This window comes from Pseudohaliea sp., from assembly GCF_054552115.1.
Genome location: NZ_JBTOLW010000001.1, coordinates 65,727 through 91,267 on the forward strand (window position 1 = coordinate 65,727; position 25,541 = coordinate 91,267).

The following is a 25,541-nucleotide window of genomic DNA, read 5'->3' on the forward strand; positions in this document are numbered from 1 at the left end:
CATGCGCGGCGCCTGCGCCGCCCTCGGAGTCGCGGCAGCACTGCTGACCGGCGCGATGCCGGCGCTGGCCAGCTACGGCATCTACGTCGGCCGTGACCTGACGGCCGACGGCAGTGTGCTGCTCGGCGGCACCGGCGAGGAGGTTTCGAGCCACTGGCTGGAGATCGTGCCGGCGCAGGAGCACCCGGCGGGCGCGACCGTTGCCGTGGGTGTCGACGAGCGTGCCAACTACCCGGGGGAGTTCATCGAGATCCCGCAGGTCCGGCGGACCGCGAAGTACATCACGATGAACTACACGGATTACGAGGGCTTCCCGCCGCCGCTCACCAATGGCGGGCTCAACGAGCACGGTGTCGCGGCCCGGGATATCTGGGCCCCGTCCCGGCCGGAGCTCGCGGCGATGACGCCGGACCCGCAGCGCGGCCCGAACTATTCCGACCTCTCCCGGCTTGCCATGGAGCGGGCCCGCAGCGCCCGCGAGGCAGTCGAGGTGATCGGTGCGCTCATGGACGAGTACGGCTACTCCACCTACGGTGGCAATTCCCACCTGTTCGCCGATGCGAAAGAGGGCTGGGTCGTGCTCAACTTCGCGGGTGGCCAGGGGCTGTGGATCGCCGAGCGCCTCGGCCCCGATGAGGTGCGCATGTCCTACCCCGGGTACATCCACGAGGTGCCGCTGGACTTCCGCGAGCGCGACGACTGGATGGGCTCGGAGAACTTCATTTCCTTTGCCGTCGAACAGGGCTGGTGGGACCCGGACAGCGGCGAGCCCTTCGATGCCAACGCCGTCTACGGTAATGGCGAAGGGCGCTCCGAGGGGGTTCGGATCATCGAGGCCCGGCTGCGCGAGTTCGCGCGGGCGGGCGGCGTCACGCTGCGGCAGATGCTGGACACGGTGCGCGACCCGCTGATTTCCTCGGATGCTGCGGGCTACGGCCAGGTTGCGCACCTCCGGCAGCAGGATCCCCACCCGGAGCTCAAGATGCTCTGGGTCGCGCCGACCGGTTCGGTAACGGCGCCGTTCGTGCCCTACTGGATCGCGGGGACCGAGGTGCTGCCTGAGTTCGGCAAGCACCGCTACCTGACCAAGGGGCAGGCGTCGACCTTCGTCAGGCCCGGCTTCGCGGTACAGGAGGCGTCACGCTTTGCCGGCCGCCTTTTCAAGCGGCTGATGTACTACACCTGTGATGCGCCGGCGCGGTTTCTGCCGGAGGTCACGGAAGCGCTGACCGCCTTCGAAGACCGTAGCATTGCCGCGGCCCCCGCCATCGAGGCCCGGGCCCTCGCCCTGTACGAAGCCGGTGAGCCGGGCCTTGCGCGCGCCGTCATCGACGATTACTCGTCGTCCCGCGCCCGCGCGGCGCTGGCCCTGGGCGACGCGCTGCTGGGCAGCATCGAGGCCCGCCATCGCCTGCTCCTGGGCGGCGGCGAGGCCGTGGTCATGGACGAGATCGGGACCCGCTACGGCCCCTACGTGAACTGCCGCGTCGATTGACCGGCCCGATCCGGGGGCGGGCCTAGGCCGCGTCCCCGGTCGGCAGGACGGGCGCGAGCAGGGCGCGGAGGGGGGCGAGTTCCTCCTCGTAGTTGCGCCAGCGCTCCAGCGAGCCCCGGTAGATCGGCTGGCGCACCTGCCACCGGCTCGGTGTCCGTACCCCCCGCTCCGTGTTGTAGAACGCCAGGCAGGCGTCGTCCCACTCCAGGCGGCAGTGCGCGAGCAGGCGCCGGACCTGCCCCTCCGTGTCATCGACGAGGCTTTCGTAGGGCAGGTCCAGGATCTCGATGGGCAGCACCCGCTGCCAGTGCGCCATGAGCCGGTGGTAGTCGAGGTAGTAGCGCCCTAGCGTATCCAGCCGGTTGGCGAAGCGAATCTGGTCCGCAAAGCTTGTGAAGTAGCATGACAGGCAGTTGTCCAGCGGGTGCCGCCGGCAGTGAATCACCCTGGCGTTCGGGAAGAGCAGGGCGATCACGCCCAGGTGCATGAAGTTGAAGGGCAGCTTGTCGGTGACGCGGTCGGCGGCCTCCGAGACCTTGTCGAGCTGTTCGAGGTAGCGCCGGCCCATGCGCCGCAGGGCTACCCGCCCCGTCGTGAGCAGGCCCTCCGGGTAGGGCTTGCCCGAGCGGGACAGCTCCCCGACCTGGTAGCTGACCTTCAGCAGCATGGACATTTCACCGCCCGCCGCGACGCGGGGGTGGCTGGCGAGGATCTGCTCCGTGAGCGTCGTTCCGGAGCGCGGCATGCCGACGACGAAGATGGGCCGCTCCGAAGCGAGGCCCGAGTTTGCCGCATCGCGGTAGAATGCCTCGTCGAGGGTGTCGATCAGCCGGTCGATGGCCCGGCTGTAGCCGTCGCTGTCAAAGGGGTCCCGAAGGGCCTGCGCATCGTAGCCGCGCCGCAGGTGGGCGAAGGCCTCGCGATAACGGCCGGCGCGGTCCTCGTGGTAGCCGAGGGCGATATTGAGGCGGATGCGCCCCTCCTCCGGCGTGGCGGGACTGTCGGCGAGGCGCCGCGCAGTCTCCAGGTGTTTCGCTTCCACCTCGCCGTCGCGCAGTTGCAGCAGTCGCGACAGCGCCAGCGGGCTCTCGGGCTCGCGGCGGAGGATGGCCAGGTACTGCTGCCTCGCCTGGCGGAAACGCCCGGCGGATTCGCTGGCATCCCCGAGCCCGAGGCGGATGCGCGGATCATCCGGGTCCAGGGCCAGCGCTTCCTGGAACGTGTCGATCGCGCCGTTAACGTCACCGGTCTTGGTCTGCACGTCGGCGAGCACGCGCAGCGGCCCCGGTTGCCCGGGCTCCAGTGCCACCAGGCGCTCGAGCAGATCCCGCGCCTGGTCGAAACGGCTCAGCAGGCGCAGGGCCCGCGCCATGTTGTTGAGGGCGTCGCGGTGCTCCGGGTCGAGTGCCAGGGCCCGGGAAAAGGGGGCCAGGGCGTCCTGCGGGCGCTCGGCCTTTACCAGGGCGGTGCCGAGGTCGCTCCAGGCGTTGGCGTTATCCGGCTGGAGCGCTACGGACTTTGCCAGCAGCCGCTCAGCTTCTGCCAGGTCGCCCTGCTGCAGTTGCGCGAGGCCGAGGTAGTGCAGCGCCTGCCAGTGGTCCGGCTCTTCCCGGAGCAGCTGTCGATAGACTTTGGCCGCGGCTGTGACGGCACCGCGGCGATGGTGTTCCAGCCCCGCCCGCAGCCGCGGGTCCAGCGTCTTTGCCATGGTGGTCAGCCCGGCTCTCGGCCCGGTGGCACACGGTCCGGGTCGGCACCGCGCAGGCAGCTCACCGTTCGGCCGCCGTCGTTGATGCCCCCGTCTGCCGGGGCGGGCGGGATGCCGTGGCGCAGTCGCAACTCGGTACCGATACCGGCTACCAGGTCCCGGCCGATGGCCAGCGCCTCTGCCGCCCGGGCATGGCTTTCCCGGGTCAGCAGCGTGCGAGCGGCCTCGGCATCCCCGGCCTCGTAGGCGAGCAGCGCCGCGCGCTCGAGCTGCGGCAGCGTGGCCCGGATGTCGGCTTCGAAGGCGTTGAGGGTGGCCTGCACGCGCCCGAGCTGTTCCTCGGGAAAGGCGCAGGTGTAATACATGAGGCGCTTGAACAGCCGCCCCGCGAATTCCGTCGCCTCCCGCAGTTGGTAGTCGGTATTGATAAAGCTCGGCCCCGAGCCCTCGGTGAGATAGCGGTGCTGGCCGTATTCGGCCGGCACGGACTGCGACCCGATCCACCAGGGCAGGAACGGCGCGGTCACCGAGCCGGTGGGCGCCACCCAGAGCAGCGCGAGCTCCGGGTGCGGCAGATCATCGCGCAGCTGTGCCACCTGGCCGTAGCCCGCGTGATCATCCGCGATGCGCGGGTCGCGGACCAGGGCCATCATCTCGGCTACCGTGACCGGTGCCATCGCGCGCAACTCTTCCTCGAGCATCCGGGGGGAGACGTATTTCAGGCCCGGGTGACGCATGGTGCCGCCCAGCCCGTAGACCCGGTCGGCGTTGAAGGGCCTGCCGTCCTCCGGGTCATACCAGCCCTGCTCCACGGCGAAGCTGATGAGCTTTGCCGAGCCCATCCAGTTTTCCCGTTCGCGGTAGTCGGCCGGCACGTCACCGATGTAGCCCGGGTAATTGACACGCACATCGTCCGGTCCCAGGCGCTCGGCGACCCAGAGACCCTGGCCGCCGGCGAACTCCAGCACCACCCAGCCCTCGTTTGCATCGGCGATGAGATGGGAGTTGCCGCCGTAGGTGGTGTAGCCGTGGCGATCGATCAGACCGCCGATGATCTCGACCGCTTCCCGGGCGCTGCGGGCGCGCTCCAGCGCGATGCGGGCGAGATCACTGTAGTTGGGCCCGCTCTGTCCCTCCGGGGTCATCGCCACAAGCTCCGGCCGCGAGGGTGACCAGATGTCGCGGATCGCCACCTGGTGCTCGTTCAGCCCGCCGTTGGTGAGGGGCGCCGGGAAGCCGGCGTAGCTGGTGTAGTTCATGGTGAGGTAGCGGAAGGTCTCGGGGACCTGCGGGATCTGCGTAAGCCGGGCGGGGAGGCTGGCCTCGGCGGTGGCGCCCACGGTGATGGTGGCGCCGGCGGTGTGGCTCTTGCGGGGCACGATCTCCAGCCAGTGGCTGGAGGGCTCTTCGCCGGTACCGCCGAGGAGGACACTGCCGTCCGCGGTGAGATTCTTGCCGACATAGTAGCCGTAGCTGGCGTGGCTGGCACCGCTGGTGAAAAGGGACAGAAGGATGAGCAGGTGAACCAGGGGGCGAATCACAAGCAGGGCTCCATTACCGCGGGAAAGACACAGTTTACGGCATCGGCTGCGAGGAGGCGAAAAGCCTCAGCGCATGGCGGATCGGACGAATGGATCTATCTTCCCGGGACCTTGCTATGATCGGGTGGTGTTAAAGCAAACCCGTTGGAGTTCGCGGTGCGAGAACCCGGTTCGCAAGGCGACGCGCCCTTGCCGGAGCATCATGAAGATGGTGATCTGGACGCTTGCGTCGATCGCGCCTTCGAGCTGCTGAACCGCGACACCGCAGCGGCCCATGGGCTGGCATCCCGGGTGCTGGAAACCGCTGAACCGGACAGCATCGTCGCCGGCCGGGCGCGCCACGCCCTTGGAATGGCCGAGTGTCTTCTCGGTCAGGTGAACCGGGGGCATGAGCAATTGCGCATGGCCGCTGAAACGCTGGAAACCGCCGGCCCGTCGTTGCCTGCCTGCCGGGCCCTGCGCGATCACGGTATGGTGCTGGCGTACCTCGTCGGCGATCTGAACACCGGATTGGAGATCCTCGAACGGTCACTCGCGGCCGCGGTAACCCTGGATGACCGGAAGGAGGAAGGCGCGACGCTCTCCCGCCTGGGCGCAGTGCTGGGGCATGCGGGTCGCCACGACGATGCGCGCGAAGTACTGCAGCGTGCCGTTGCAATGCTTTCCGACCATCCCGGGAGCGAAGCGTATGCCGGTGCACTGAGCAACCTGGGGCACAACTGCCTGCTGGCGGGTGATTACGCCAGGGCCCTGGTACTGTTTCGCGAGGAGCGCGAGCTGCATGACGTGCAGGATGCGCGGCTGCGTGTTGCCAACTGCAACACCAACCTGGCGTTTGCTCTTGCGGGCGTCGGTGAATTTGAAGAAGCCCGCGCAGCCCTGGATGACACGCGGTCGCTTCTTGACCCGGCAACCGATGGTAACCAGTGGGTAGACTTCCTGCTGACGACCGGCCGTGTCGCGCTTCTGGGCGGCGCACCACACGAGGCTGTCGATGCGCTTGAAAAAGGCCTCGGGGAAGCTCGCTCGCTGGGCCTGCACCGGATCGAGATCGAGCTGCTGGCCGCGCTGGCCGAGGCCCAGGAGGCCACGGGAGAGCTTTCGGACGCGCTGCAGAGCGAGCGCACGCTGCGCAAGGTGGAGCGCGAATGGCTCGACGAGCAGGCCGCGGCACAGCTGCGCATGCTGGAGTCCAGGCTGGCGCTCGAGCGCGAACGCGGCGAACGCGAGGTTCTCGAGCAGGCCCGCGCCGAACTCGAAGAGCGGGTAGCGGTGCGCACCGCCGAACTACAGCTCCAGATGCGTGAACGCGATGCGGCGATCAGCGAGCGTCAGGCTGCAGAGAAGGCCCTCAGGCAGCTCAATGAGGAACTGGAAGACCGCGTTGAACAGCGCACCCGGGAGCTGGTCGCGGCCCGGGACGAGGCGCAGCGCGCAAGCCTGGCCAAGTCGGAGTTCCTGTCGCGCATGAGCCACGAGCTGAGGACACCGCTGAACGCGATCCTGGGCTTCGGCCAGCTCCTGCAATGGGAGGTGCGGAACAGTCAGCAGGCGGACAGCGTGAAAGAAATCCTGCGTGCCGGCAAACATCTGCTGGAACTGATCAACGAGGTCCTGGACCTGGCCCGCATCGAGGCGGGAAGCCTCACTGTCACCCGGGAAGCGGTGCCTCTCGCTCCCCTCCTCGAGGACTGTCTCACCCTCATCGGTCCCCTCGCCGAGGCCCGGGGCATCCGCATCGTTGACGGCTGGCGGGATGCTGCCCGGCTCGTGCGGGCCGACCGGGTGCGCCTGAAGCAGGTGTTGCTCAATCTGCTGTCCAATGCCGTCAAATACAACCGTGAAGGAGGCAGCCTCAGCATCCTCTGCCTGGCTGAGGCCGACGGCATCCAGGTCCGCGTGAGTGATACCGGTGAGGGGCTCACGCCCGAGCAGCAGGCCCGCCTGTTCTCCGCCTTCGAGCGTCTCGACGCGGACAAAACCACCATCGAGGGCACCGGCATCGGCCTGGCTCTTTCCAGGCACCTGGTGGAACTCATGCAGGGCGAGATCGGCGTGGAGAGCAGGCCGGGCGAGGGCAGTACCTTCTGGGTGCGCCTGCCCGCCATCGATAGCCCCCCGGGCCAGGGTTAGCCGGCAAAGGCGGGCGTTCCGGAAGCGGCGGCTCAGCCCCGGGTTTTCCGGAGGACGCTCTTCGGCCGGCGCGCCGGGCTTGACGGAAAGGCCCGGCGGGACAACGATCGGAGCGGATGACCGGGGGACGCCCATGGACAAGGACTATTCACGCGACGGGATGCTCGGGTTTCTCCGCGAGGCGGTGCACGCGGGGCTGATCAACCCGGCGGTCGCGCGCAGCCGGAGGAACGCCGCGCTGGAACTGTTCGCTCATCTCTCCGAGGCGGAAGCCGAGGATCTGCGCCGGGTCGATGTCGATGAGCTGGCCGCGCGCTGTCACAAGCTGCAGGGAGGCACGGTGCGCCCCGAGGTGCTGTCGCTCTACGCGGGTCGCCTGCGCGAGGCTCTGGATGACTACTTCCGCTATCGCGAAGCGCCGGACAGCTTTGTCGCCCGGCGCACCGAGAGGCAGCCACCGCGGAGGCGCGGGAGCGAACAGTCGCGCTCGGCGGAAGATGAAGCACTGGAGCAACTCCGCCTGGAGGAAACCCGCTACCGGCCCGATATCGTCCCGATACCGCTGCGGCCCGGCACGGTGCTCTACCTGCATGGCGTCCCCGCAGACCTGAGCGCGGCGGAAGCGCGCAAGGTGGCGAGGGTGGTGGAGGCGCTGGCCGGCGAGCCCGCGAGCGGGGAGTGAACCGCTGGCTCCTGGCCCTGCCCCTGGCCGTCTTCGGGGTGGTTGGTATCGCGCTCTACGGGCTGTTCATCACGCACGCCGACGAAGCGTCCTTCCGCGACAACCTGCTCCCGGAGCTGATCGGCTTCTGCCTCGAAGGATTCTTCCTGGTGGGTCTGTTCACGCTCGTGCAGAAGCTGCGCGAGAACCACCACCGCCGAGAGCTCAAGCTGAGCCTGCGCAGCGCGCTGCGCGATTTCCTGTCGCACCTCGACCTGGCCTTCCTCGAGCCGGACGCCGAACCGGCGAGCACCCATGACCTCGAGTCCGAGCCGCGCGTCGTTCTGCGGCTGATGAAAGGCATGGAAGAACTGGAACTCGATGCGCACAGCATGCTCGCCCTGAAACGGACGGCGATCTATACGCTGCCCCTCGCCCACGACCTGATCAACATCGCGGCCCAACTCAGCGCCGGCCACATGCGCTGGTGGGTCGACATCGTGGAATCGATCAAGCAGCTCGCCGAGGCGGATTCGCGGGAGGCAGTGGAGCGGCCGATCTACGCGCTGCTGGTTGGCCTGTCCGAGTTCGATGCGTTGAAGGTGTGACGCTGCCTCCCCGTCAGGACAGGCGGAAGGGCGTCTTGCCGCGGCGTGCTCGCAGCCAGTTGAGGCTCCTGAGGACGCCGGGGCGCTGTACCAGCCAGCGCTCCAGCCGGTACTTCCGGGGGAAGTTCATCAGCAGCAGTCCGGCGAGAATGGTCAGTACCCCCTGGCCGGGCGTAAACAGCATCACCACGCCGAGGGTCAGCAGTAGCGCGCCCAGGGTATTTTTCAGCAGCCCGAGCAGCAGGGTGACCAGCGGCTCGCTGTTCGAGCGCTGCCATCGCTCCCGCTCGGGATGGTTGAAGTAGTCCTCGGGCAGGCGGGTGACCACCCAGGGCATTGCCAGGAGGGTGGCGATCGCGCTCAGCAACGAGGCCCCGGTGATCCACCAGAGGTACGGTTCCATGACAGCGATGTGGCAACTCCTCGGCGGGATCGCGGGCGGTAGCGGCGCCTCCGCGGCACCGTACGCGTACTATCTCGCAGGAAAAACCGGGGGGGAAGCCTGCGGACGGATGCGCGGCCCAGGCCCGGCGGCGGCCGACCCCGGCAGCCATACCCGGATGCGGCCCGGAACGCCGGCCACGCCACTGCCGCCGATGACGGTGAACTGCGGGCCTTCCGGGCAATCGGATAGCACCGCGTTACCGTACCTAGGGGCTATGAAAACCCTTCATGCCAGGAATGCGACCGGGGGGTGGGGCGGCCGGCTATGCGTCCTCGCCCTCGGGGTGCTCCTCGTTGCCTGCGGCCAGCGCGACGAGGTCACAGGCGCCCCGAAGGCGGGCAGCACAGCCGTGCCCGTGGTCGTCGAGCCCGTGCGGCTGCAATCCCTGAACACGCGGGTGGAAGCCGTGGGCACAGCGCGGGCGCGGCGCTCCGTCTCGCTCTACCCCGAGGCAGCGGGGGAGGTGGTCGCGGTCAACTTCCAGCCCGGTGATCACGTAAAGCAGGGCGAGGTGCTGCTGGCCCTCGATTCGCGGGACGAAAAGCTCGCGCTGGAACTGGCCGAGCTGCGCCTCGCCGACGCGCGCCGCATGCTCGAGCGCTATACCACGGCGAACAGCAGCGTCGAGCTCACGGTGCCTGAGACCACCATCGACACGGCCCGCACGACCCTGGAGTCCGCGCGCATCGAGCGCGACCGGGCACAGCTTGCCCTCGACCGGCGCTTCGTGACGGCCCCCTTCGATGGCCATGTCGGCATCACCGACATCGACCCCGGCGACCGCATCGAGCCGACGACGGAGATCACGACCATCGACGACCGCAGCCTGCTGCTGGTGAGCTTCGAGGTACCGGAAGCCTACGTCGGCCGTCTTGCCGCCGGCGACCCGGTGCGCATCGAGGTGTGGAGCGATGAGCACACGCGGGCAAGCGGCACCGTGGTGGCTATCGGCTCGCGCGTCGATCCGGCGTCCCGGGCATTTACCGCGAGGGCCGAGGTACCGAACGACCGTGATCGCCTGCGACCGGGTATGAGCTTCCGCGTCCGCCTCGATCTGACCGGCAGGGCCTACCCGGCCGTACCGGAAGTGGCGGTGCAGTGGGGTGCGGATGGCGCCTATGTCTGGACCGTGGAAAACGAGCGCGCCCGGCGCGTGTCGGCGTCGCTGGTCCAGCGGCAGCAGGGACGGGTGCTGATCGACGCCGAGCTGCCTGCGGGTGCGCCGGTCGTCGGCGAGGGTGTTCAGTCGATGCGCGAGGGTGTTTCCGTGCGGACCATGGATGCTGCCGCCCTGGCGCGGGATGCCCGCGGGACCCTGGCGCCCGCCGCAAACGAGGGCTAGGCCCTTGAGCGACGACCCCATGCGCGAACCGTCGCGGGCAGATCTGCCGGCCCTCGGTGTGCGCCGCCCCTGGCTGGTGGCGGTGATGAACCTGCTCATCGCCATCGCCGGCATCGCCGCGCTGCTGGCCGTGGAGGTGCGCGAACTGCCGGACGTCGACCGCCCGGTGATCAACGTCCGCGCCCAGCTTCCCGGCGGCTCGCCGGAGACCATGGATGCGGAGGTCACGCGTATCCTCGAGGGCGCCGTCGCCCGCGTGTCCGGTGTCACGGACATCAGTTCCGCCAGTGAAGAGAACAGCACCCGGATCCGTGTCGAGTTCCGTCCGGGCTACGACCTCGACCGGGCGGCCACCGACGTCCGCGAGGCGATCAGCCAGGTCACCCGCGAGCTCCCCGACGCCGTCGAGCAACTCGCCGTGTTCAAGGCCGAGGAAGACGCCCAGGAAGTGGTGCGCGTCGCTGTCTCCAGCTCCGTCTACAGCGAGGAAGCGCTGACCCGCATCGTCGAGCAGGACATCGCCCCGGCGCTCCTGTCGCTACCCGGTGTGGCCGACGTGCCGCTCTTCGGCAACCGGGAGCGGACCCTGCGCGTGATCGTGGACCCGCTGCGGCTGGCGAGCTACGGGCTGGCGGTGAGCGACGTGGCCGCCGTGCTCCGGCAGGCGCCGCTCGATGTACCGGCGGGCAGTTTCCGCGGCGGCGACCAGCAACTGCTGGTGCGCGCCGACGCCTCGGTGGTCACCGCCGAGCAGGTCGCCGACACGATCATCACCGGCACCGTGCGCATCGATGACATCGCCGACGTGACCTTCGCGCCGGCAAATGCCGAATCCTTCGTCCGCCTCGACGGTCAGCGGGTCATCGGCGTCGGCGTGGTGCGCCAGGCCGGCTCCAACACCATCGAGATCGCCGCGGGTGTGGACCGGGCGCTCGAGCGTCTGAATGCCCGCTTCGATGACGTCACGCTGACCAAGATCTCCGACAATGCCATCTTCATTCGCGGCGCCGTGCGCGAGGTGCTCACGAGCCTCCTGCTCGCGGTGCTCATCGTTGTGGCGACCATCCGCGTATTCTCTGGCTCTCTGCGTCTCACGCTGGTGCCCGCGGTGGCGATTCCCGTCTCGCTCCTCGGCACGGTCGCGGCCATCTGGCTGCTGGGCTTCTCGATCAACATCCTGACGCTCCTCGCCCTGGTGCTGGCGACGGGCCTGATCGTCGACGACGCCATCGTGGTGCTGGAGAACATCCAGCGCCGACGGCGCCTCGGCCTGGGGGCCAATGCCGCCGCCGTACTGGGTACCCGGCAGGTGTTCTTTGCCGTGGTCGCGACGACGGCTGTGCTTGCGGCGGTGTTCGTGCCCATCGCCTTCCTGCCGGGCACGGCCGGCCGCCTGTTCCGCGAGTTCGGCCTGGTGCTGGCCGGGGCAGTCGCGATCTCGTCCTTCGTCGCCCTGTCGCTGGTGCCGGCGGCCATGGCACGGCTCGGAACCTCGAAGGAGGGGGCCGTCGACCGGCAGTTGCACCGCCTGGGAGAGGGGCTCCAGCGCCTCTACGGCCGCACCCTTGACGGGCTCCTCGCCCACCCCTGGCTCGCGCTCGCCGCCTGTCTCGCCGCGGCGGGGAGTGCCGGTGCCCTCTATTTCCAGCTCGACCAGGAGCTGCTGCCCGAGGAAGACCGTGGCGAGATCATGGTCTTTGCCCGCGGCCCGGACGGGGTGGGCCTCCCCTACATGGAGCGCCAGGCCAATCGCGTGGAGGACGTGCTGCAGCCGCTGGTCGCCAGCGGGGAGATCCAGTCGCTGTATACGGTGGTCGGACGCTGGGACCCCAACATCCTGTTCATCAGCGCGCCGCTGGCGCCGTGGAGCGAGCGCGAGCGCAGCCAGCAGGCTATCGCGGCCGAGATCGCGCCAATCCTGCGCAACCTGCCCGGGGCCGGTGCCCGCACGTTCAGCAGCAACAGTCTCAACCTGCGTGGCAGCTCCGGCGGGCTGGAGCTGGTACTTACGGGGAACGAGTACGACCGTATCTACGCCGCGGCGCGGGCCTACGCCGATGCTATCCGCGAGCGCCTGAGCAGCGTGCAGGGCCCGCGCATCGGCTATCAGCCGACCCAGCCACAATTGTCCGTGCGCATCGACCGGCGACGGGTGGCGGACCTCGGCATCGAGCTACCGCAGCTCGCCGAGACCCTGCGCGCCATGATCGACGGGCTGGACGTGATCGACCTCAACGTGGATGACCAGGCCGTGCCGATCATGCTCGAGGCCGGCGCGCGCGCCATCGACGACCCCGGCGACCTCGTCAACCTCTACGTGCGCGCCGGGAGCGGTGCCCTGGTGCCGCTGTCGAGCGTGGTGACCATCGTCGAGGCCGGCGTGGCGAGCGAGCTCGAGCGCCAGTCCCAGCGCCGCGCCATCGAGATCGATGTCGACGTGGTGGAGGGCGTGGCCCTGCAGACGGCCATCGACGAACTGCGGGCCCTTGCGGCGGAAGTTGTTCCACCGGACATCGAGGTGCTGACCCGTGGCGAGGCGGCCACCCTCGAGGAGAGCGGGCGCGAGACCCTGTTGACCTACGGCTTCGCCCTGCTGGTCGTGTTCCTGGTGCTGGTGGCGCAGTTCGAGAGCCTGACCAGCGCGCTCGTGATCATGGCCATCGTGCCCTTCGGACTCGCCGCGGCGATCTTTTCCCTGTTTCTGACCGGCACCAGCCTGAACATCTACTCGCAGGTGGGGCTGGTCATGCTCATCGGGCTGATCGCCAAGAACGGCATCCTGCTGGTGGAGTTTGCCGACCAGCGTCGCGACGCGGGTCTCCCGGTGCGCGAGGCCGTGCGCGATGCAGCGACGGTGCGCCTGCGGCCGATCGCCATGACCCTGGTATCGACGGTGCTCGGTGCGCTGCCGCTGATCCTGTCCAGCGGCCCCGGAGCCGAGGCCCGTGCTGCCGTCGGCTGGGTTGTCTTCGGCGGGCTGGGCCTGACCGCGCTGTTCACGCTGTACCTGACCCCGGTGGTGTACCTGGGCCTTGCACGCTTCGCCCGGCCGCGCTCGCACGCCGCCGAGGCGCTGGAGGCGGAACTGCGGGCGGCGACTACTGCGCCGCCTGCCGCTTCAGCGCCGGTCGACTGACCAGCTTACTCGGCGACAAAGCCCTTCCAGGTCGCCATGTAGTCGATGAAGGCCTTGCCGAGACCTTCCTGCCGCAGGTACTCCCGCGTGACCGGGTTGGCGACGGGCTCGAAGGCGGGATCGGCGGCGATACGCCGGGGCAGGTCGTGGTGCAGGATAGCGGCCCGGCCGGTGAGGACAAAGTCCGCGCCTTCCTTGAGGCAGCGCGCGGCCGCGGCGCCGGAGCGGATCTTGCCGGCGCTGCCGAGGCGCACCGCGCCGCGGTCGATGCCGGCGAAGAGCGAGAGCAGGCTCCGCCCCTCGTAACCGGGCTCTGCCGGTTCCTTGAAACCGTCCCACAGCGACATGTCGAGGAAGTCGATGCGGCCCTCGTGGCAGAGCTGCTGAGCCAGCTCGAGCATCTCGCCGAGGACGATGTCGAAGCGCTCGGGTGACAGGCGCAGGCCGAGGAGAAAACCCGGCTGGCAGCGTGTGCGGATGCCCTCGATGATGTCGAGCAGGAGCCTGGCCCGGTTCTCCAGCGATCCGCCGTAGTGGTCGCTGCGCCGGTTGATGCCGGGGCTCAGGAACTGGCCGAGCAGGTAACCGTGGGCGCCGTGCAGCTCGACGCCGTCGAAGCCCGCGCGTTCCGCGCGCTCGGCCGCGGCGATGAAGGCCTCGGCGACGCCCTCAACCTCTGCCGTGGTGAGCGCCCGGGCGCCGAAGTCGCTGTTCTCCGAGGGGCATAGCGGCGCCTGGCCGATCTCTTCGGCCGGCGAGCGCATGCCGGCGTGGTGCAGCTGCAGGATCGCTACGCTGTCGCCCTCGTGAATACCCGCTGCGAGCCGCGTGAGCCCGGGCAGGTGAGCGTCGGAAAAGCAGCCCAGCTGCCCCGGGAAACCGAGCCCCTCGGCCTGCACGTGGGACGCACAGGTCATGGTCGCGCCGAAGCCGCCCCGGGCCCGCATCGTCAGCCAGTGGTATTCGTCGTCGGACAGCGTGCCGTCGGTGTGACTCTGCAGGTTGGTGAGCGGCGCGAGCATGAAGCGGTTTTTCATGCGGGCGCCGCAGGCGAAGGTGAGGGGTTCGTACAGGTCGGTCATCGGTCGCTCCCGGGCAATGCGGTAAAGGCGCGATTATAGCCCAGGGATGGATGGGGTTTTTCAGTCCGCCGGTGGCGCAGAGGAGCGGGCAGGGGTGCCTGTTCGATGGACAAAAAACGCCGGGCGGGAGCTGTCCCGCCCGGCGCCTGCGGGCCCTTTCCGCTGAGCGCCGTTAGCGCCGTGCCGCGGCGGCGGCTTCCTTTTCGGTGTGCGCGCGGCTGGTCGCGAGGTCGCCGGAGGCGGACTCGAGGTGGGCGCGCACGAACCACTGGAACTGCTCGAGATCACGCAGGTGACCCGTGAGCAGATCCTCGGAGACCGGGTCCAGCTCGGCGAGCTCCCCGATGGCCTTGCGGTGGTCGCCATTCACGCCGGAATAGACGAGATCCAGCGCGCCGAGGTGCTCCGTGACCAGCGCCTTGCCCAGGGTGTAATCACTCCAGTCGCGGCGCTCGACGAGAGCCCCCGGCGTGCCCGCGGGTTCACCACCGAGGGTCGCGATGCGCTCGGCGACCTGGTCGACCATCTCGCGCACGGCCTCGACCTGCGGGTCGAGCATCTCATGGACGCCGATGAAGTTCGGGCCGACGACGTTCCAGTGCACGTGCTTGAGCGTCAGTGCGAGGTCGATCAGGGCCACCATGCGCTTGTCCAGGATGCCGATGGTCTTCTCGGCGGTGGCGTCCTCGATACCAGGTGCGGTGAAGTTCGCGATCTTGTTCATCGTTCCCTCCTTGCTCTCATTGCTCTAGCGAGAATGTCCCGACAGCGAGCTAAGCAGGTGCTTACGCGCTACCCGCGTTCGTTGACGTCCTTGGGAAACAAAGGGAACCGACTGCCCGCGTTGCGCGGTTGACAGCCGGCGGACGCATCGTCTGCCGGCATGTTGTAGGTATTCCTACGCTCCGGCCCGGTCTCCTGGATCACCGCCGTCGGCGGACGCCCGTCCGATACCGGCGGTCATGATGTAGCGCATGGCCGATTCCGCATCCATGTCCACGGCGGCGAGCCGGCTGCGCGGCACGTAGATCGTGTAACCGCCGAGCTGGTAGCTCATGGGCAGGAAAACGCCGACGAGGTCGTCGCCGCTGTCCGCATCCGTGACCAGGGAGCGTGGCGGGTCCGTGTCCGAGACGATGCCCAGCATGCGCTGGCCCGCGATGTCGATGGCGACGACCTCGCCGCTGGCGCGGTTCTCCCCGGCGAGAAAGGCCATGAAGTCGCGAATGGCCGTGTACACCGACTTGATCAGCGGTATCTGCTCGAACAGCTGTTCCAGCAGCGCGAGAAAGCTCTGGAAGACCAGCAGCCGCGCCACGAGACCGAGGGCGAGGAGGATGCCGACGAACACCACCACGCCCATGCCGGGGAGGTAGAGGCCGCCGATGTCCAGGGCAGCGAGCGCCTTGCGCATCGCCCACTCGATGTTGCTGATGGACCAGTAGACGAAGTAGATCGTCAGGGCGAAGGGCAGGGCGACCGCGAGGCCGCGCAGTGCAAGGCCGGTGAGGCGTCTCATGAGCCGCCGTCCACGCGGATGACGCAGCGCTCGCCGGCGAGGTCCGCGCGCACCCGGTCGTTCAACAGGAAGCCCTCGCGGTGGGCGTCCATTTTTGCGAACAGCTCCCTGCGCAGCCGCTGGCGCAGGGCGGCGGAATGAAAGCGCCGGACGTCTTCCGGGGTTTCAAGGATCAGCGGCGGCACCTGCACCAGCTCGCCGTCGTCGGACTTCGCGACGAGGGTGAAGTAGGAGGTGTTCGTGTGCTTGACCACGCCGCTCTGCACGTTCTCGGCGATGACCTTGATACCGACGACCAGGGAGGTGCGCCCGACGTAGTTCACCGAGGCGAGCATGGAGACGAGTTCACCCACCTCCACGGGTTGCAGGAAGTTCACGGCGCCGACGGCCACGGTGACGCAGTAGGCCCCGGCGTGCTTGCTCGCGCAGGCGTAGGCGACCTTGTCCATGAGCGAGAGCAGCGTGCCGCCGTGGATCTTGCCGCCGAAGTTGGCGTAGGACGGAATCATCAACTCCGTGATGGTCGTCCGCGAATAACTGACCGGGTGTCCTTCCATTACCAGCCCCTCCCCCGGGCTCCTGGCTGCCTGTGCTGACCATAGCCCAGCACCGATGCCATTGCACTGTCACCCCCGGCCGTGCGCCGCCGCCAGCCCGGCCAGCGCCGCGAGGGGCAGCGCCTCGTACTGCGGCGAGGAGAGCTGCCAGTCCCAGTTGCCCGTCGGCAGTCCCGGTGTGTTCATGCGCGCGCCCGCAGGCAGCGCCAGCAGGTCCTGGGCACAGGCGATGGCCGTGCGCGCCGGGGACGCCATGAGCAGATCGAGGAGCGCGGGAACGGTGGCGGCCGGGTCGTCGTCCAGTGCCACGAAGCGCGCCAGCCGCTCGCGGGACGTCGCGTCGAGCTCGTCCTCGAGCCAGCCGCGGGCCGTGTTGTTGTCGTGGGTGCCGAGGTAGGCGACGCTGTTTTCCGGGTGGTTCGCCGGCAGGTAGGGGTGGGCATCGTTGTCCTCGTTGAAGGCAAACTGCAGCACGACCATGCCCGGCAGCCCGTAGTGCTCGCGCAGGGCGTGAACATCCGGCGTGATGGTGCCGAGGTCCTCGGCCACCACCGGGAAGGGGTCGAAGGCGTCGCGCAGCGTGTCGAAGAGCCCGTAGGAGGGCACGTCACACCACTCCCCGGCTGCGGCCGTCCCTGCCCCGGCGGGCACACGCCAGTACTGTGCGAGGCCGCGGAAGTGGTCGATGCGCAGCACGTCGAGACGTCGCAGCAGGGTGCCGAGACGCAGCACCCACCAGCGGAAGTCCTCGGCCGCCAGCCGGTCCCAGTCGTAGACCGGGTTGCGCCAGAGCTGGCCGGTTGCGCTGAAGTAGTCCGGCGGCACGCCGGACTCGGCCACCGGGCGCAGGGCGTCATCGAGCTGAAAGACGTCGGGCCGCGCCCACACGTCGACGCTGTCCAGGTTCACGTAGATGGGCATGTCGCCGAAGAGCCAGACGCCGGCGTCCCTGCAGGCCGCCCGCAGCCGCTGCCACTGGCGTTCGAAGAAGTACTGCAGCCGCTTTTCCGCGGCAATGGCCGGTGCCAGGGCACGGCGGGCGTCGGCGATAGCGGCCGGGTCGCGAAAGCGCAGCGCTGGGGGCCAGTCGCTCCAGCTGCGCGGATCCCGGGCCTTGAGCGCCGTGAACAGCGCGTGATCGTCCAGCCAGTCGCGCTCGCGTTCGCAGAAGGCCCGGTAGCCGGCGTCGTCACCGGCGCCGGCGAAGCGCTCCGCCGCCGTGGCCAGCAGCGGCAGCTTGAGCGCGCGGGCCCGGGCAAAGTCGGCGCAGCCCGCCTCGGGGTCGGTCGGCACGGCCAGTTCCCCGGCGCGAAGCAGGCCGTCGTCGGCGAGGTCCTCCAGGCTCAGCAGCAGCGGGTTGCCAGCGCGGGAGGAGGGACTGAAGTAGGGGGACTCGCCCGCCGCGTCACTCGTGGGGTTGAGGGGCAGGACCTGCCAGTAGCGCTGGCCCGCGGCGCCCAGCCGCGCGGCCAGGTTGCGGGCCCGCTCGCCGAGATCGCCGACGCCCCAGGGCGAAGGCAGGGAGGTAAGGTGCAGGAGCACGCCGCTGGCGCGCTCCTCGAGCGGAGTGTTCATGGCGTTACCGGGCAAAATGCGAATGAGCCCCCTCACTATGCAGCGCCTGCTCCGCCATGGCCAGCGCGTCCTGCATCCGCGGGAAAACGCTGCCTGGAGGCTCGCCCCTGCCGCCGCGCGCAGTCGCAGGCCGGCAGGAGCGGGTCCAGGGCGCTCGCCAGCCCTGCCGGCGGCGCACTACACTAGGGTGGCCGCGGTTCACTGATCAGGGGTGACTATCCTGGAACTCCTCCCCGGAGACCCGAGCCGGCCGGGTGCGACCTGCACGGCCGACGGGACCCACTTTGTCCTCTACTCCGCGCATGCGGAGCGGGTAGAGCTCTGCCTGTTCGACCCGCGCGGTGAGCGGGAGATCGCGCGCCTGCCGCTGCCGGCGCGTGACGGCGACAGCTGGCACGGTTTTGCCCCCGGTGTCAGTCCCGGCCAGCGCTATGGCTACCGTGTCCACGGGCCCTGGGCGCCGGCCCTCGGCCACCGCTTCAATCCCGCCAAGCTGCTCATCGACCCCTACGCGCGGGCGCTCGACCGGGCCTGCCGCTGGCACCCGGCGCAGGCCGGGGGGGAAGCCGATGCCGGGCCGGACCCCGCCGACAGCGCGCCCCACGTCCCGCTCGGGGTGGTCACCGGGGACCGCACCGCGCCCGCAGCGGGTCCGGGCACGACCTGGGCCGACACGCGCCTCTACGAGCTGCACCTCAAGGGCTTTACGCGGCTGCACCCCGACCTCTCGGAGGCCGAGCGGGGCACGGTGGCCGGTCTCGGCGCCGACGCCACCATCGCCTACCTGAAGGCGCTCGGGATCACTGCGGTAGAGCTGCTGCCTATCTTTGCCTTTGCCGACGAGCCGTTCCTGGTGGAGCGGGGGCTCGGCAACTACTGGGGTTACAACCCGGTCGCGTTCTTCGCCGCGCATCCGCCCTACCTCGGTGGCGCCGGTCCCGAGGCGTTCCGGGCCATGGTGGAGCGGCTGCACGAGGCCGGGCTCGAGGTGATCCTGGACGTGGTCTACAACCACACGGCGGAGGGGGGCGACAGCGGGCCAACGCTGTCGCTCCGGGGGATCGACAACGCGAGCTACTACCGCCTCGAGCACGGCGACCCGGCCAGCTACGTGAACGACACGGGCTGCGGCAATACGCTGGCCAGCGACCACCCGGCCGTGCGCCGGCTGGTGCTCGACAGCCTGCGCTACTGGGCCGGCGAGCTGGGGGTGGACGGCTTTCGCTTCGACCTGGCCCCGGTCCTCGCGCGCGGTGAGCACGGTGTCGATCCCCATGCCGCGCTGCTCCGCCAGCTCTCGCAGGACCCCCTGCTCGCGGAGCGGAAGCTCATCGCCGAGCCCTGGGACCTGGGCCCGGAGGGCTACCGCCTCGGCGGCTTTCCGCCGGGGTGGGCCGAATGGAACGACCGCTACCGGGACAGCGTGCGCCGTTTCTGGCGCGGTGACGACGGCGAGTTGCCGGAGCTGGCCCGGCGCGTGCACGGCTCCGGCGACCTCTTCGAGGGGGCGGGCCGGGCGCCCTGGGCGAGCATCAATCTCGTCACCAGCCACGACGGGTTCACCCTGCGCGACCTGGTCAGCTACGCGCGGCGGCACAACCGGGACAACCGCGAGGGCAACCGGGACGGCCACGGTGAGAATTTCAGCGACAACAACGGCCACGAGGGTCCGAGCGACGACCCGGCGATCAGCGAGCGGCGCGCGCGCCAGGCGCGCAATTTCCTGGCGACGCTGCTCCTCTCCCAGGGTGTGCCCATGCTGCAGGCCGGCGACGAACTGGGCCGCAGCCAGCGCGGTAACAACAATGCCTACTGCCAGGACAACGGGACGAGTTGGCTGGCCTGGGCGGAAGCGGACGAGGAGCTGCTGGCCTTTACCCGGGCCCTCCTCGCCCTGCGGGCGCGGGAGCCGCTCTTCCGCGCCGATCGCTACCGTCACCGCGAGGCCGATGATGAGGGCCAGCGCCTGGCCTGGCTGGCGCCGGAGGGGCATGAACCGGATGAAGCCGACTGGCAGAACCCCGCCCGCGCCTGCGTCGGCTGCCTGCTGTCGCAAGACGGCGGTCACAATCGTGGGCCATACTCCCTGTTGCTGGTCCTGAACGGTGGCGAGGCGCCGGTGTCCTTCCGGCTGCCTGCCCCGGGCCCCTGGTACTGCCGCGTGGATACGGCGCGGGCGCCATGGGTTTTCGCCGGCGAGGTGGTCGGCGGGACCGAGGTGTACTGTGAGGCGCGGTCGCTGCAGCTTCTGGTGAGTGGGCTCCAGCCAGCGGGAGAGGAGAAAACAGCAACGTGAGTGTTTCGCACAGCGATGGTAACGGCGACAGCGCCATCAACGGAGACGCGCTGCCCCTGGCAGAGGCCGTGGCGCGTCACTACCGGCTGACCCTGGGTCAGGACCGCAGCGGTGGCGATCACCACTACCTCTACCAGGCCCTGGCGCTGGCCCTGCGCGACCGCTTCGTGGGACGCTGGCGTGACACCCGGGAGCAGGCCGGGAACGGCCGCCGGCGGGTGGCCTACCTGTCCCTTGAGTTCCTTATCGGCCGCAGCCTGCACAATGCGCTCCTCGCCCTCGACCTCGAGGGCGAGGCGCGGGACGCGGTGGCGGCCTTTGCCTGCGACCTCGAGACCGTGGAGGCGGAAGAGCGCGACGCGGGGCTCGGCAACGGCGGCCTCGGCAGGCTGGCCGCGTGCTTTCTCGACAGCTGTGCGAGCCTCGCGCTGCCTGTTACCGGCTACGGCATCCGCTACGAGTACGGCATGTTCCAGCAGCAGCTGCGCAACGGCTACCAGCTGGAAAACCCGGACCGCTGGCTCCGCGACGGCAATCCCTGGGAGTTCGAGGTGCGCGAGCGTGTCCGCCGCGTCCATTTCGGCGGGCGCGCCGAGGGCTACCGCGACGACCACGGCCACTGGCGGCACCGCTGGGTGGATACCCAGGACGTGCTGGCGGTTCCCTACGACATGCCGGTCCCCGGCTACCGCAACGAGACGGTGAATACGCTGCGCCTCTGGCGCGCGCAGGCCACGGAGGAGTTCGACCTCGGCGAGTTCAACGCCGGCAGCTACACGGACGCCGTGGATGCCAAGACCCAGGCCGAGAAGATCACCATGGTCCTCTATCCCAACGACCAGAGCGAGGCCGGCAAGGAACTGCGCCTGCGCCAGCAGTACTTCCTGGCCTCGGCCAGCCTGCAGGACATTCTCGCCGACTGGGTCGCGGCACACGGGGAGGACTTCGCGGGCTTTGCGGACGGCAACTGCCTGCAGCTGAACGACACGCACCCGACGGTCGCCATCCCGGAGCTCATGCGCCTGCTCATGGATGAGCACCACCTGGGCTGGGGGGCGGCCTGGTCCCTTACCCGCGAGAGCTTTGCCTATACCAACCACACGCTGCTGCCCGAAGCGCTGGAAACCTGGTCCGTGGCCCTCTTCGGCAGCCTGCTGCCGCGGCTGCTGGAGATCATCCAGGAGATCAACGCCCGCTTCCTCACCGAGGTGTCCCGGCACTGGCCCGGCGACGTCGACCGGGAGCGGCGCATGTCGCTCATCGACGACAGCGGCGAGCCGCAGCTGCGCATGGCCTACCTGGGTATCGTGGGCAGCTTCTCGGTGAACGGCGTGGCGGCCCTGCACACGCGGCTGCTTACCCGCGGCCTGTTCCGGGACTTCCACGAGCTGTGGCCGGCGAAGTTCAACAACAAGACCAACGGCGTGACCCCCCGGCGCTGGCTCGCCTGGTGCAACCCGGGGCTGGCGGCGCTGATCGACGAGACCCTCGGCGAGGGCTGGGTCTGCGACCTCGAGCGGCTCCGCGAACTGGCCCCGCAGGCGGAAAGCCCGGCTTTCCGCGAGCGCTTCGGCGCTATCAAGACCGGCAACAAGCAGCGCCTCGCCGACCTGGTTGCCGACAGCTGCGGCGTCGCCTTCGACCCGGGCATGCTCTTCGACGTGCAGGTCAAGCGCATCCACGAGTACAAGCGGCAGCTCCTCAACGTGCTCCATGTCATCCACCTCTACGACCGGGTACTGCGCGGGGATACCGCCGGCCTCGCGCCGCGCTGCGTGCTCATCGGCGGCAAGGCGGCACCGGGCTACGCCATGGCGAAGGCGATCATCAAGCTGGTGAATAACGTGGCCGCGGTGGTCAACGACGACCCGCGCCTGGCGCCCTGGCTGCGCCTGGCGTTCCTGCCCGACTACAAGGTCACCAGCATGGAGGTCATCTGCCCCGGCGCGGATCTCTCGGAGCAGATCTCCACCGCGGGCAATGAGGCCTCCGGCACCGGCAACATGAAGTTCATGATGAACGGGGCGGTGACCATCGGCACGCTGGATGGCGCCAACATCGAGATCCTCGAGGCCGTGGGAGAGGACAATTTCTTCCTCTTCGGGCTGAATGCCGAGGAAGTGCAGGCCCGCCGCCGGGACTACCGCCCCGCGGACATCGTGGCAGGGGACGGCGACCTGCAGCGGGTGCTGCACCTGCTCGAGAGCGGGCACTTCAACCTGCTCGAGCCCGGCATCTTCGATGACATCATGGGCGCCATGACCAGCCCCGGGGACCCGTGGATGACGCTCGCCGATTTCCGCGCCTACGTCGATGCCCAGCGCCGGGTCGATGCGGCCTGGCGGGACCGGGACGGCTGGCTCAGGCGCTGCGTCCTCAATACGGCGGCCAGCGGCCGCTTCTCCTCGGATCGCACGATCCGGGAGTACGGGCGGGATATCTGGTTCCGCGAGCGCAGCACAGAGTGAACGGACCCCGGAGGACCGGCCCATGGTGATCAGCGACGACAATCCCCGCTACGTCAGCCGGCTGACCCGCAGCACGCTGGGCCTGGTGCTCGCCGGCGGGCGCGGCTCGCGGCTCTACGAGCTGACCAGCTGGCGGGCAAAACCCGCTGTCTATTTCGGCGGCAAGTACCGCATCATCGACTTCCCGCTCTCCAACTGCGTGAACTCGGGTGTGCGCAAGATCGGGGTGCTGACCCAGTACAAGGCGCACTCGCTCATCCGTCATCTCATGCGTGGCTGGAGCCACTTCCGCCGTGAGCTCGGCGAGTACATCGAGGTCCTGCCGGCGTCGCAGCGCCACTCGGACGACTGGTACCAGGGCACCGCGGACGCGGTGTACCAGAACCTGGATATCATCCGCGCGGAGCAGCCCGAGTTCGTGCTCATCCTCGCCGGGGACCACGTCTACAAGATGGACTACGGCCCGCTGCTGGTGGAGCACGTGGAGTCCGGCGCGGACATGACGGTCTGCTGCCTCGAGGTGCCGGTGGCGGAGGCGGCGGGTACCTTCGGCGTCATGGAGATCGACGCCACGGGCCGGGTCGTGGGCTTCCAGGAGAAACCGGCGGAGCCCGCGGAGATTCCGGGCCGTCCCGGCTATGCGCTCGCCTCCATGGGCAATTACGTCTTCAACACCGACTTCCTCTACGACCGGCTGGTGGAGGATGCGGCGGAGATGGGCTCCACCCACGACTTCGGCAACGACGTGATCCCGGCGATGATCGAGTCCTGCCACGTGCACGCGTACCCCTTCCGCGATGCGGAAACGGGCGACAAGGCCTATTGGCGCGACGTGGGGACGCTGGATTCCTACTGGCAGGCGAACATGGAGCTGGTTTCCACCCTGCCGCAGCTCAATCTCTATGACAGCGAATGGCCCCTCTGGACCTACCAGGAACAGCTGCCACCGGCCAAGTTCGTCTTCAACGACCCGGACCGGCGCGGCTTCGCCCTGCAGTCCATGGTCGCCGGAGGGTGTATCATCTCCGGGAGCGAGGTTCACGACTCCGTGCTCTTCTCGGGGGTATACGTGCACCCGCACGCGACGGTCGGGGGGGCCGTGCTCTTGCCGGATGTCGAAGTGGGTGCCGGCTCACGGCTCGGGCGGGTCATCGTTGACCGCAGCTGCCGGATACCGGAGGGTACGCGCATCGGCCTCGACCCGGAGGAAGACCGTGCCAACGGCTTCCGGGTATCCGCCGGCGGCGTGACCCTCGTCACCCGCGGCATGCTCGGCCAGGCCGAGGGATCGCTTTAACAGGAAACGACCCAGGATGGATGCAATGAACCGGGAGCCGGGTGCGGCCGCGCGCCGCGTGGAGACCCGTCCTTTCGAAGGCCAGAAGCCCGGCACCTCGGGCCTGCGCAAGAGCGTGCGGGAGTTCAGTGAGCCCCATTACCTGGAGAACTTCATCCAGGCCATCTTCAATACCCTGGGCGGCGACGCCCGGGGCGCGCTCGTCCTCGGCGGCGACGGCCGCTACGGCAACCGCGATGCAATCCAGCGCATCCTGCGGCAGGCCGCGGCCAACGGCTTCCGGCGGGTCATCGTGGGGCGCGGCGGCATCCTGTCGACGCCGGCCGCCTCCTGCCTCATCCGCAAGCACGGCGTTGACGGCGGCATCATCCTTTCGGCCAGCCACAACCCCGGCGGCGCCGACGGGGACTTCGGGGTCAAGTTCAACGGCGCCAACGGCGGTCCGGCGCCGGAGAGCGTCACGGCGGCGATCCACGCCGCCAGCGGCGCCCTGGACCACTATCTCACCTGCGATGCGCCCGCCATCGATCTCGACCGCGACGGTTGCCACGATCTCTGCGGCATGCGGGTGGATGTGATCGACCCGGTGGCCGATTACGCGGACCTGCTCGAGGGGCTCTTCGATTTTGACGCCCTGCGGGAGATGCTCGGCGGCGGACGCTTCCGCATGCGCTTCGATGCCATGCACGCGGTGACCGGCCCCTATGCCCGCGAGATCCTCGAGCGCCGCCTCGGCGCGCCGGAGGGTACGGTGATGAACGGCGAGCCGCTGGAGGATTTCGGCGGCGGCCACCCGGACCCGAACCTGGTCCACGCGCGGGCGCTGGTGGACCTCATGAACGGCAACGATCCGCCCGCCTTCGGCGCGGCCTCGGACGGCGACGGTGACCGCAACATGGTCCTGGGCCGCGGCGGTTACATTAATCCCTGCGATTCCCTCGCTGTGCTGACGGCCAATGCCCACCTCGTGCCCGGCTACCGAACGCTTGCCGGCGTCGCCCGGTCCATGCCCACCAGCCGCGCCGTGGACCGGGTGGCCGCGGCCCGCGAACTGCCCTGCTACGAGACGCCGACGGGCTGGAAATTCTTCGGCAATCTCCTCGACGACGGCCGCATCACTCTCTGCGGCGAGGAGAGTTTCGGCACCGGGAGCAGCCACGTGCGCGAGAAGGACGGCCTCTGGGCCGTGCTGTTCTGGCTGAACATCATCGCCGCCCGGCGCCAGCCGGCGCGGGCGATCCTGCGCGAGCACTGGCGGCAGTTCGGCCGCGACTATTTCACCCGCCACGACTACGAGGGTGTGGACGGCGCCGGCGCCGAGGCCCTCGTGGCGGGGCTGCGCGAGCGCCTGGGCGGCCTGCCGGGTCAACCGTTCGGGGAGGAGGTCGTCAGCGCGGCGGACGACTTCGCCTACGAGGACCCGGTGGATGGCAGCGTCAGCCGCGGCCAGGGTATCTGCCTGTACTTCGAGAGCGGCGCGCGGGCCGTTTTCCGGCTCTCCGGCACCGGCACCGCCGGCGCTACGCTGCGGCTGTACTGCGAGCGCTACGAGCGGGACCCGACGCTCCTCGAGCTGGACACGCAGCGGACCCTGGCGCCGGTGCTCGGTGCCGCCGCGGCGGTCGCCGGCATCGAGGCGCACACCGGTCGCACGGCGCCCGACGTCATTACCTGAGCG

Annotated in this window: 18 protein-coding genes; 10 read left to right on the forward strand and 8 right to left on the reverse strand. The window is 69.3% G+C overall.

The genetic code is table 11. From position 1 onward, the window contains the following. The first annotated feature begins 1 nt into the window (after nt 1). Complete coding sequence (locus tag ACX93N_RS00335) at nt 2–1,495, forward strand: C69 family dipeptidase (protein ID WP_459426386.1); 1,494 nt, start codon at nt 2–4, stop codon at nt 1,493–1,495. A gap of 22 nt (nt 1,496–1,517) precedes the next feature. Here ACX93N_RS00335 and ACX93N_RS00340 read toward each other — a convergent pair whose 3' ends face one another. Together ACX93N_RS00340 and ACX93N_RS00345 are read right to left on the reverse strand one after the other, a co-directional pair. Continuing rightward, on the reverse strand, nt 1,518–3,203 hold the full coding sequence (locus ACX93N_RS00340) for a tetratricopeptide repeat-containing sulfotransferase family protein (protein WP_459426387.1): 1,686 nt from the start codon (nt 3,201–3,203) through the stop codon (nt 1,518–1,520). Nucleotides 3,204–3,208: 5 nt separating this feature from the next. Continuing rightward, nucleotides 3,209–4,744: a C69 family dipeptidase gene (locus ACX93N_RS00345; protein ID WP_459426388.1), complete on the reverse strand. Its 1,536-nt coding sequence runs from the start codon at nt 4,742–4,744 to the stop codon at nt 3,209–3,211. 144 nt (nt 4,745–4,888) lie between these two features. Between ACX93N_RS00345 and ACX93N_RS00350 the strand changes: the two genes are divergently transcribed. The 3 genes from ACX93N_RS00350 to ACX93N_RS00360 all read left to right on the forward strand — a co-directional run bounded on the left by ACX93N_RS00350 (nt 4,889) and on the right by ACX93N_RS00360 (nt 8,146). Then, on the forward strand, nt 4,889–6,877 hold the full coding sequence (locus tag ACX93N_RS00350) for a sensor histidine kinase (RefSeq protein WP_459426389.1): 1,989 nt from the start codon (nt 4,889–4,891) through the stop codon (nt 6,875–6,877). 133 nt (nt 6,878–7,010) lie between these two features. Further along, nucleotides 7,011–7,559: a hypothetical protein gene (locus ACX93N_RS00355; protein WP_459426390.1), complete on the forward strand. Its 549-nt coding sequence runs from the start codon at nt 7,011–7,013 to the stop codon at nt 7,557–7,559. Next, a complete protein-coding gene (locus ACX93N_RS00360) occupies nt 7,556–8,146 on the forward strand; it encodes a hypothetical protein (RefSeq protein WP_459426391.1) in 591 nt (196 codons plus the stop codon). Before ACX93N_RS00355 ends, ACX93N_RS00360 begins: the two co-directional genes overlap by 4 nt. Nucleotides 8,147–8,159: 13 nt before the next feature. On the opposite strand, the gene ACX93N_RS00365 is transcribed toward ACX93N_RS00360, so the two are convergent. Next, nucleotides 8,160–8,549, reverse strand: coding sequence for a PGPGW domain-containing protein (locus tag ACX93N_RS00365; RefSeq protein WP_459426392.1), 390 nt, complete (start codon nt 8,547–8,549; stop codon nt 8,160–8,162). A gap of 256 nt (nt 8,550–8,805) precedes the next feature. On the opposite strand from ACX93N_RS00365, the gene ACX93N_RS00370 reads away from it, so the two are divergent. Together ACX93N_RS00370 and ACX93N_RS00375 are read left to right on the forward strand one after the other, a co-directional pair. Continuing rightward, nucleotides 8,806–9,933, forward strand: coding sequence for an efflux RND transporter periplasmic adaptor subunit (locus ACX93N_RS00370; protein ID WP_459426393.1), 1,128 nt, complete (start codon nt 8,806–8,808; stop codon nt 9,931–9,933). 4 nt (nt 9,934–9,937) lie between these two features. Beyond that, nucleotides 9,938–13,069: an efflux RND transporter permease subunit gene (locus tag ACX93N_RS00375; RefSeq protein ID WP_459426394.1), complete on the forward strand. Its 3,132-nt coding sequence runs from the start codon at nt 9,938–9,940 to the stop codon at nt 13,067–13,069. Nucleotides 13,070–13,074: 5 nt separating this feature from the next. Here the strand turns inward: ACX93N_RS00375 and ACX93N_RS00380 are convergent, their stop codons facing one another. The 5 genes from ACX93N_RS00380 to malQ all read right to left on the reverse strand — a co-directional run bounded on the left by ACX93N_RS00380 (nt 13,075) and on the right by malQ (nt 17,802). Then, a complete protein-coding gene (locus tag ACX93N_RS00380) occupies nt 13,075–14,151 on the reverse strand; it encodes an NADH:flavin oxidoreductase (RefSeq protein ID WP_459426395.1) in 1,077 nt (358 codons plus the stop codon). Between the two features lie 172 nt (nt 14,152–14,323). Next, on the reverse strand, nt 14,324–14,875 hold the full coding sequence (gene dps / locus ACX93N_RS00385; RefSeq protein ID WP_459426396.1) for a DNA starvation/stationary phase protection protein Dps: 552 nt from the start codon (nt 14,873–14,875) through the stop codon (nt 14,324–14,326). Nucleotides 14,876–15,049: 174 nt separating this feature from the next. Then, nucleotides 15,050–15,670 carry a DUF502 domain-containing protein gene (locus ACX93N_RS00390; RefSeq protein ID WP_459426397.1) on the reverse strand — a complete coding sequence of 207 codons (621 nt, stop codon included), beginning with the start codon at nt 15,668–15,670 and terminating at the stop codon, nt 15,050–15,052. Next, a complete protein-coding gene (locus ACX93N_RS00395) occupies nt 15,667–16,227 on the reverse strand; it encodes an acyl-CoA thioesterase (protein WP_459426398.1) in 561 nt (186 codons plus the stop codon). The genes ACX93N_RS00390 and ACX93N_RS00395 overlap by 4 nt, the downstream gene beginning before the upstream one ends. Before the next feature lie 69 nt (nt 16,228–16,296). Further along, a complete protein-coding gene (malQ, locus tag ACX93N_RS00400) occupies nt 16,297–17,802 on the reverse strand; it encodes a 4-alpha-glucanotransferase (protein WP_459426399.1) in 1,506 nt (501 codons plus the stop codon). A gap of 211 nt (nt 17,803–18,013) precedes the next feature. On the opposite strand from malQ, the gene glgX reads away from it, so the two are divergent. Genes glgX through ACX93N_RS00420 form a run of 4 tightly spaced genes read left to right on the forward strand, consistent with a single transcriptional unit; the run spans nt 18,014 to nt 25,538 of the window. After that, the gene (gene glgX / locus ACX93N_RS00405) at nt 18,014–20,098 is read left to right on the forward strand and encodes a glycogen debranching protein GlgX (protein WP_459426400.1); all 2,085 of its coding nucleotides are present in this window, start codon (nt 18,014–18,016) and stop codon (nt 20,096–20,098) included. Beyond that, a complete protein-coding gene (locus tag ACX93N_RS00410) occupies nt 20,095–22,566 on the forward strand; it encodes a glycogen/starch/alpha-glucan phosphorylase (RefSeq protein ID WP_459426401.1) in 2,472 nt (823 codons plus the stop codon). Before glgX ends, ACX93N_RS00410 begins: the two co-directional genes overlap by 4 nt. 22 nt (nt 22,567–22,588) lie before the next feature. Then, entirely contained in the window at nt 22,589–23,863 is a 1,275-nt protein-coding gene (gene glgC / locus ACX93N_RS00415; RefSeq protein WP_459426402.1) for a glucose-1-phosphate adenylyltransferase, read from the forward strand. Nucleotides 23,864–23,879: 16 nt separating this feature from the next. Continuing rightward, nucleotides 23,880–25,538, forward strand: coding sequence for an alpha-D-glucose phosphate-specific phosphoglucomutase (locus tag ACX93N_RS00420; RefSeq protein ID WP_459426403.1), 1,659 nt, complete (start codon nt 23,880–23,882; stop codon nt 25,536–25,538). The last annotated feature ends 3 nt before the right edge of the window (nt 25,539–25,541 follow it).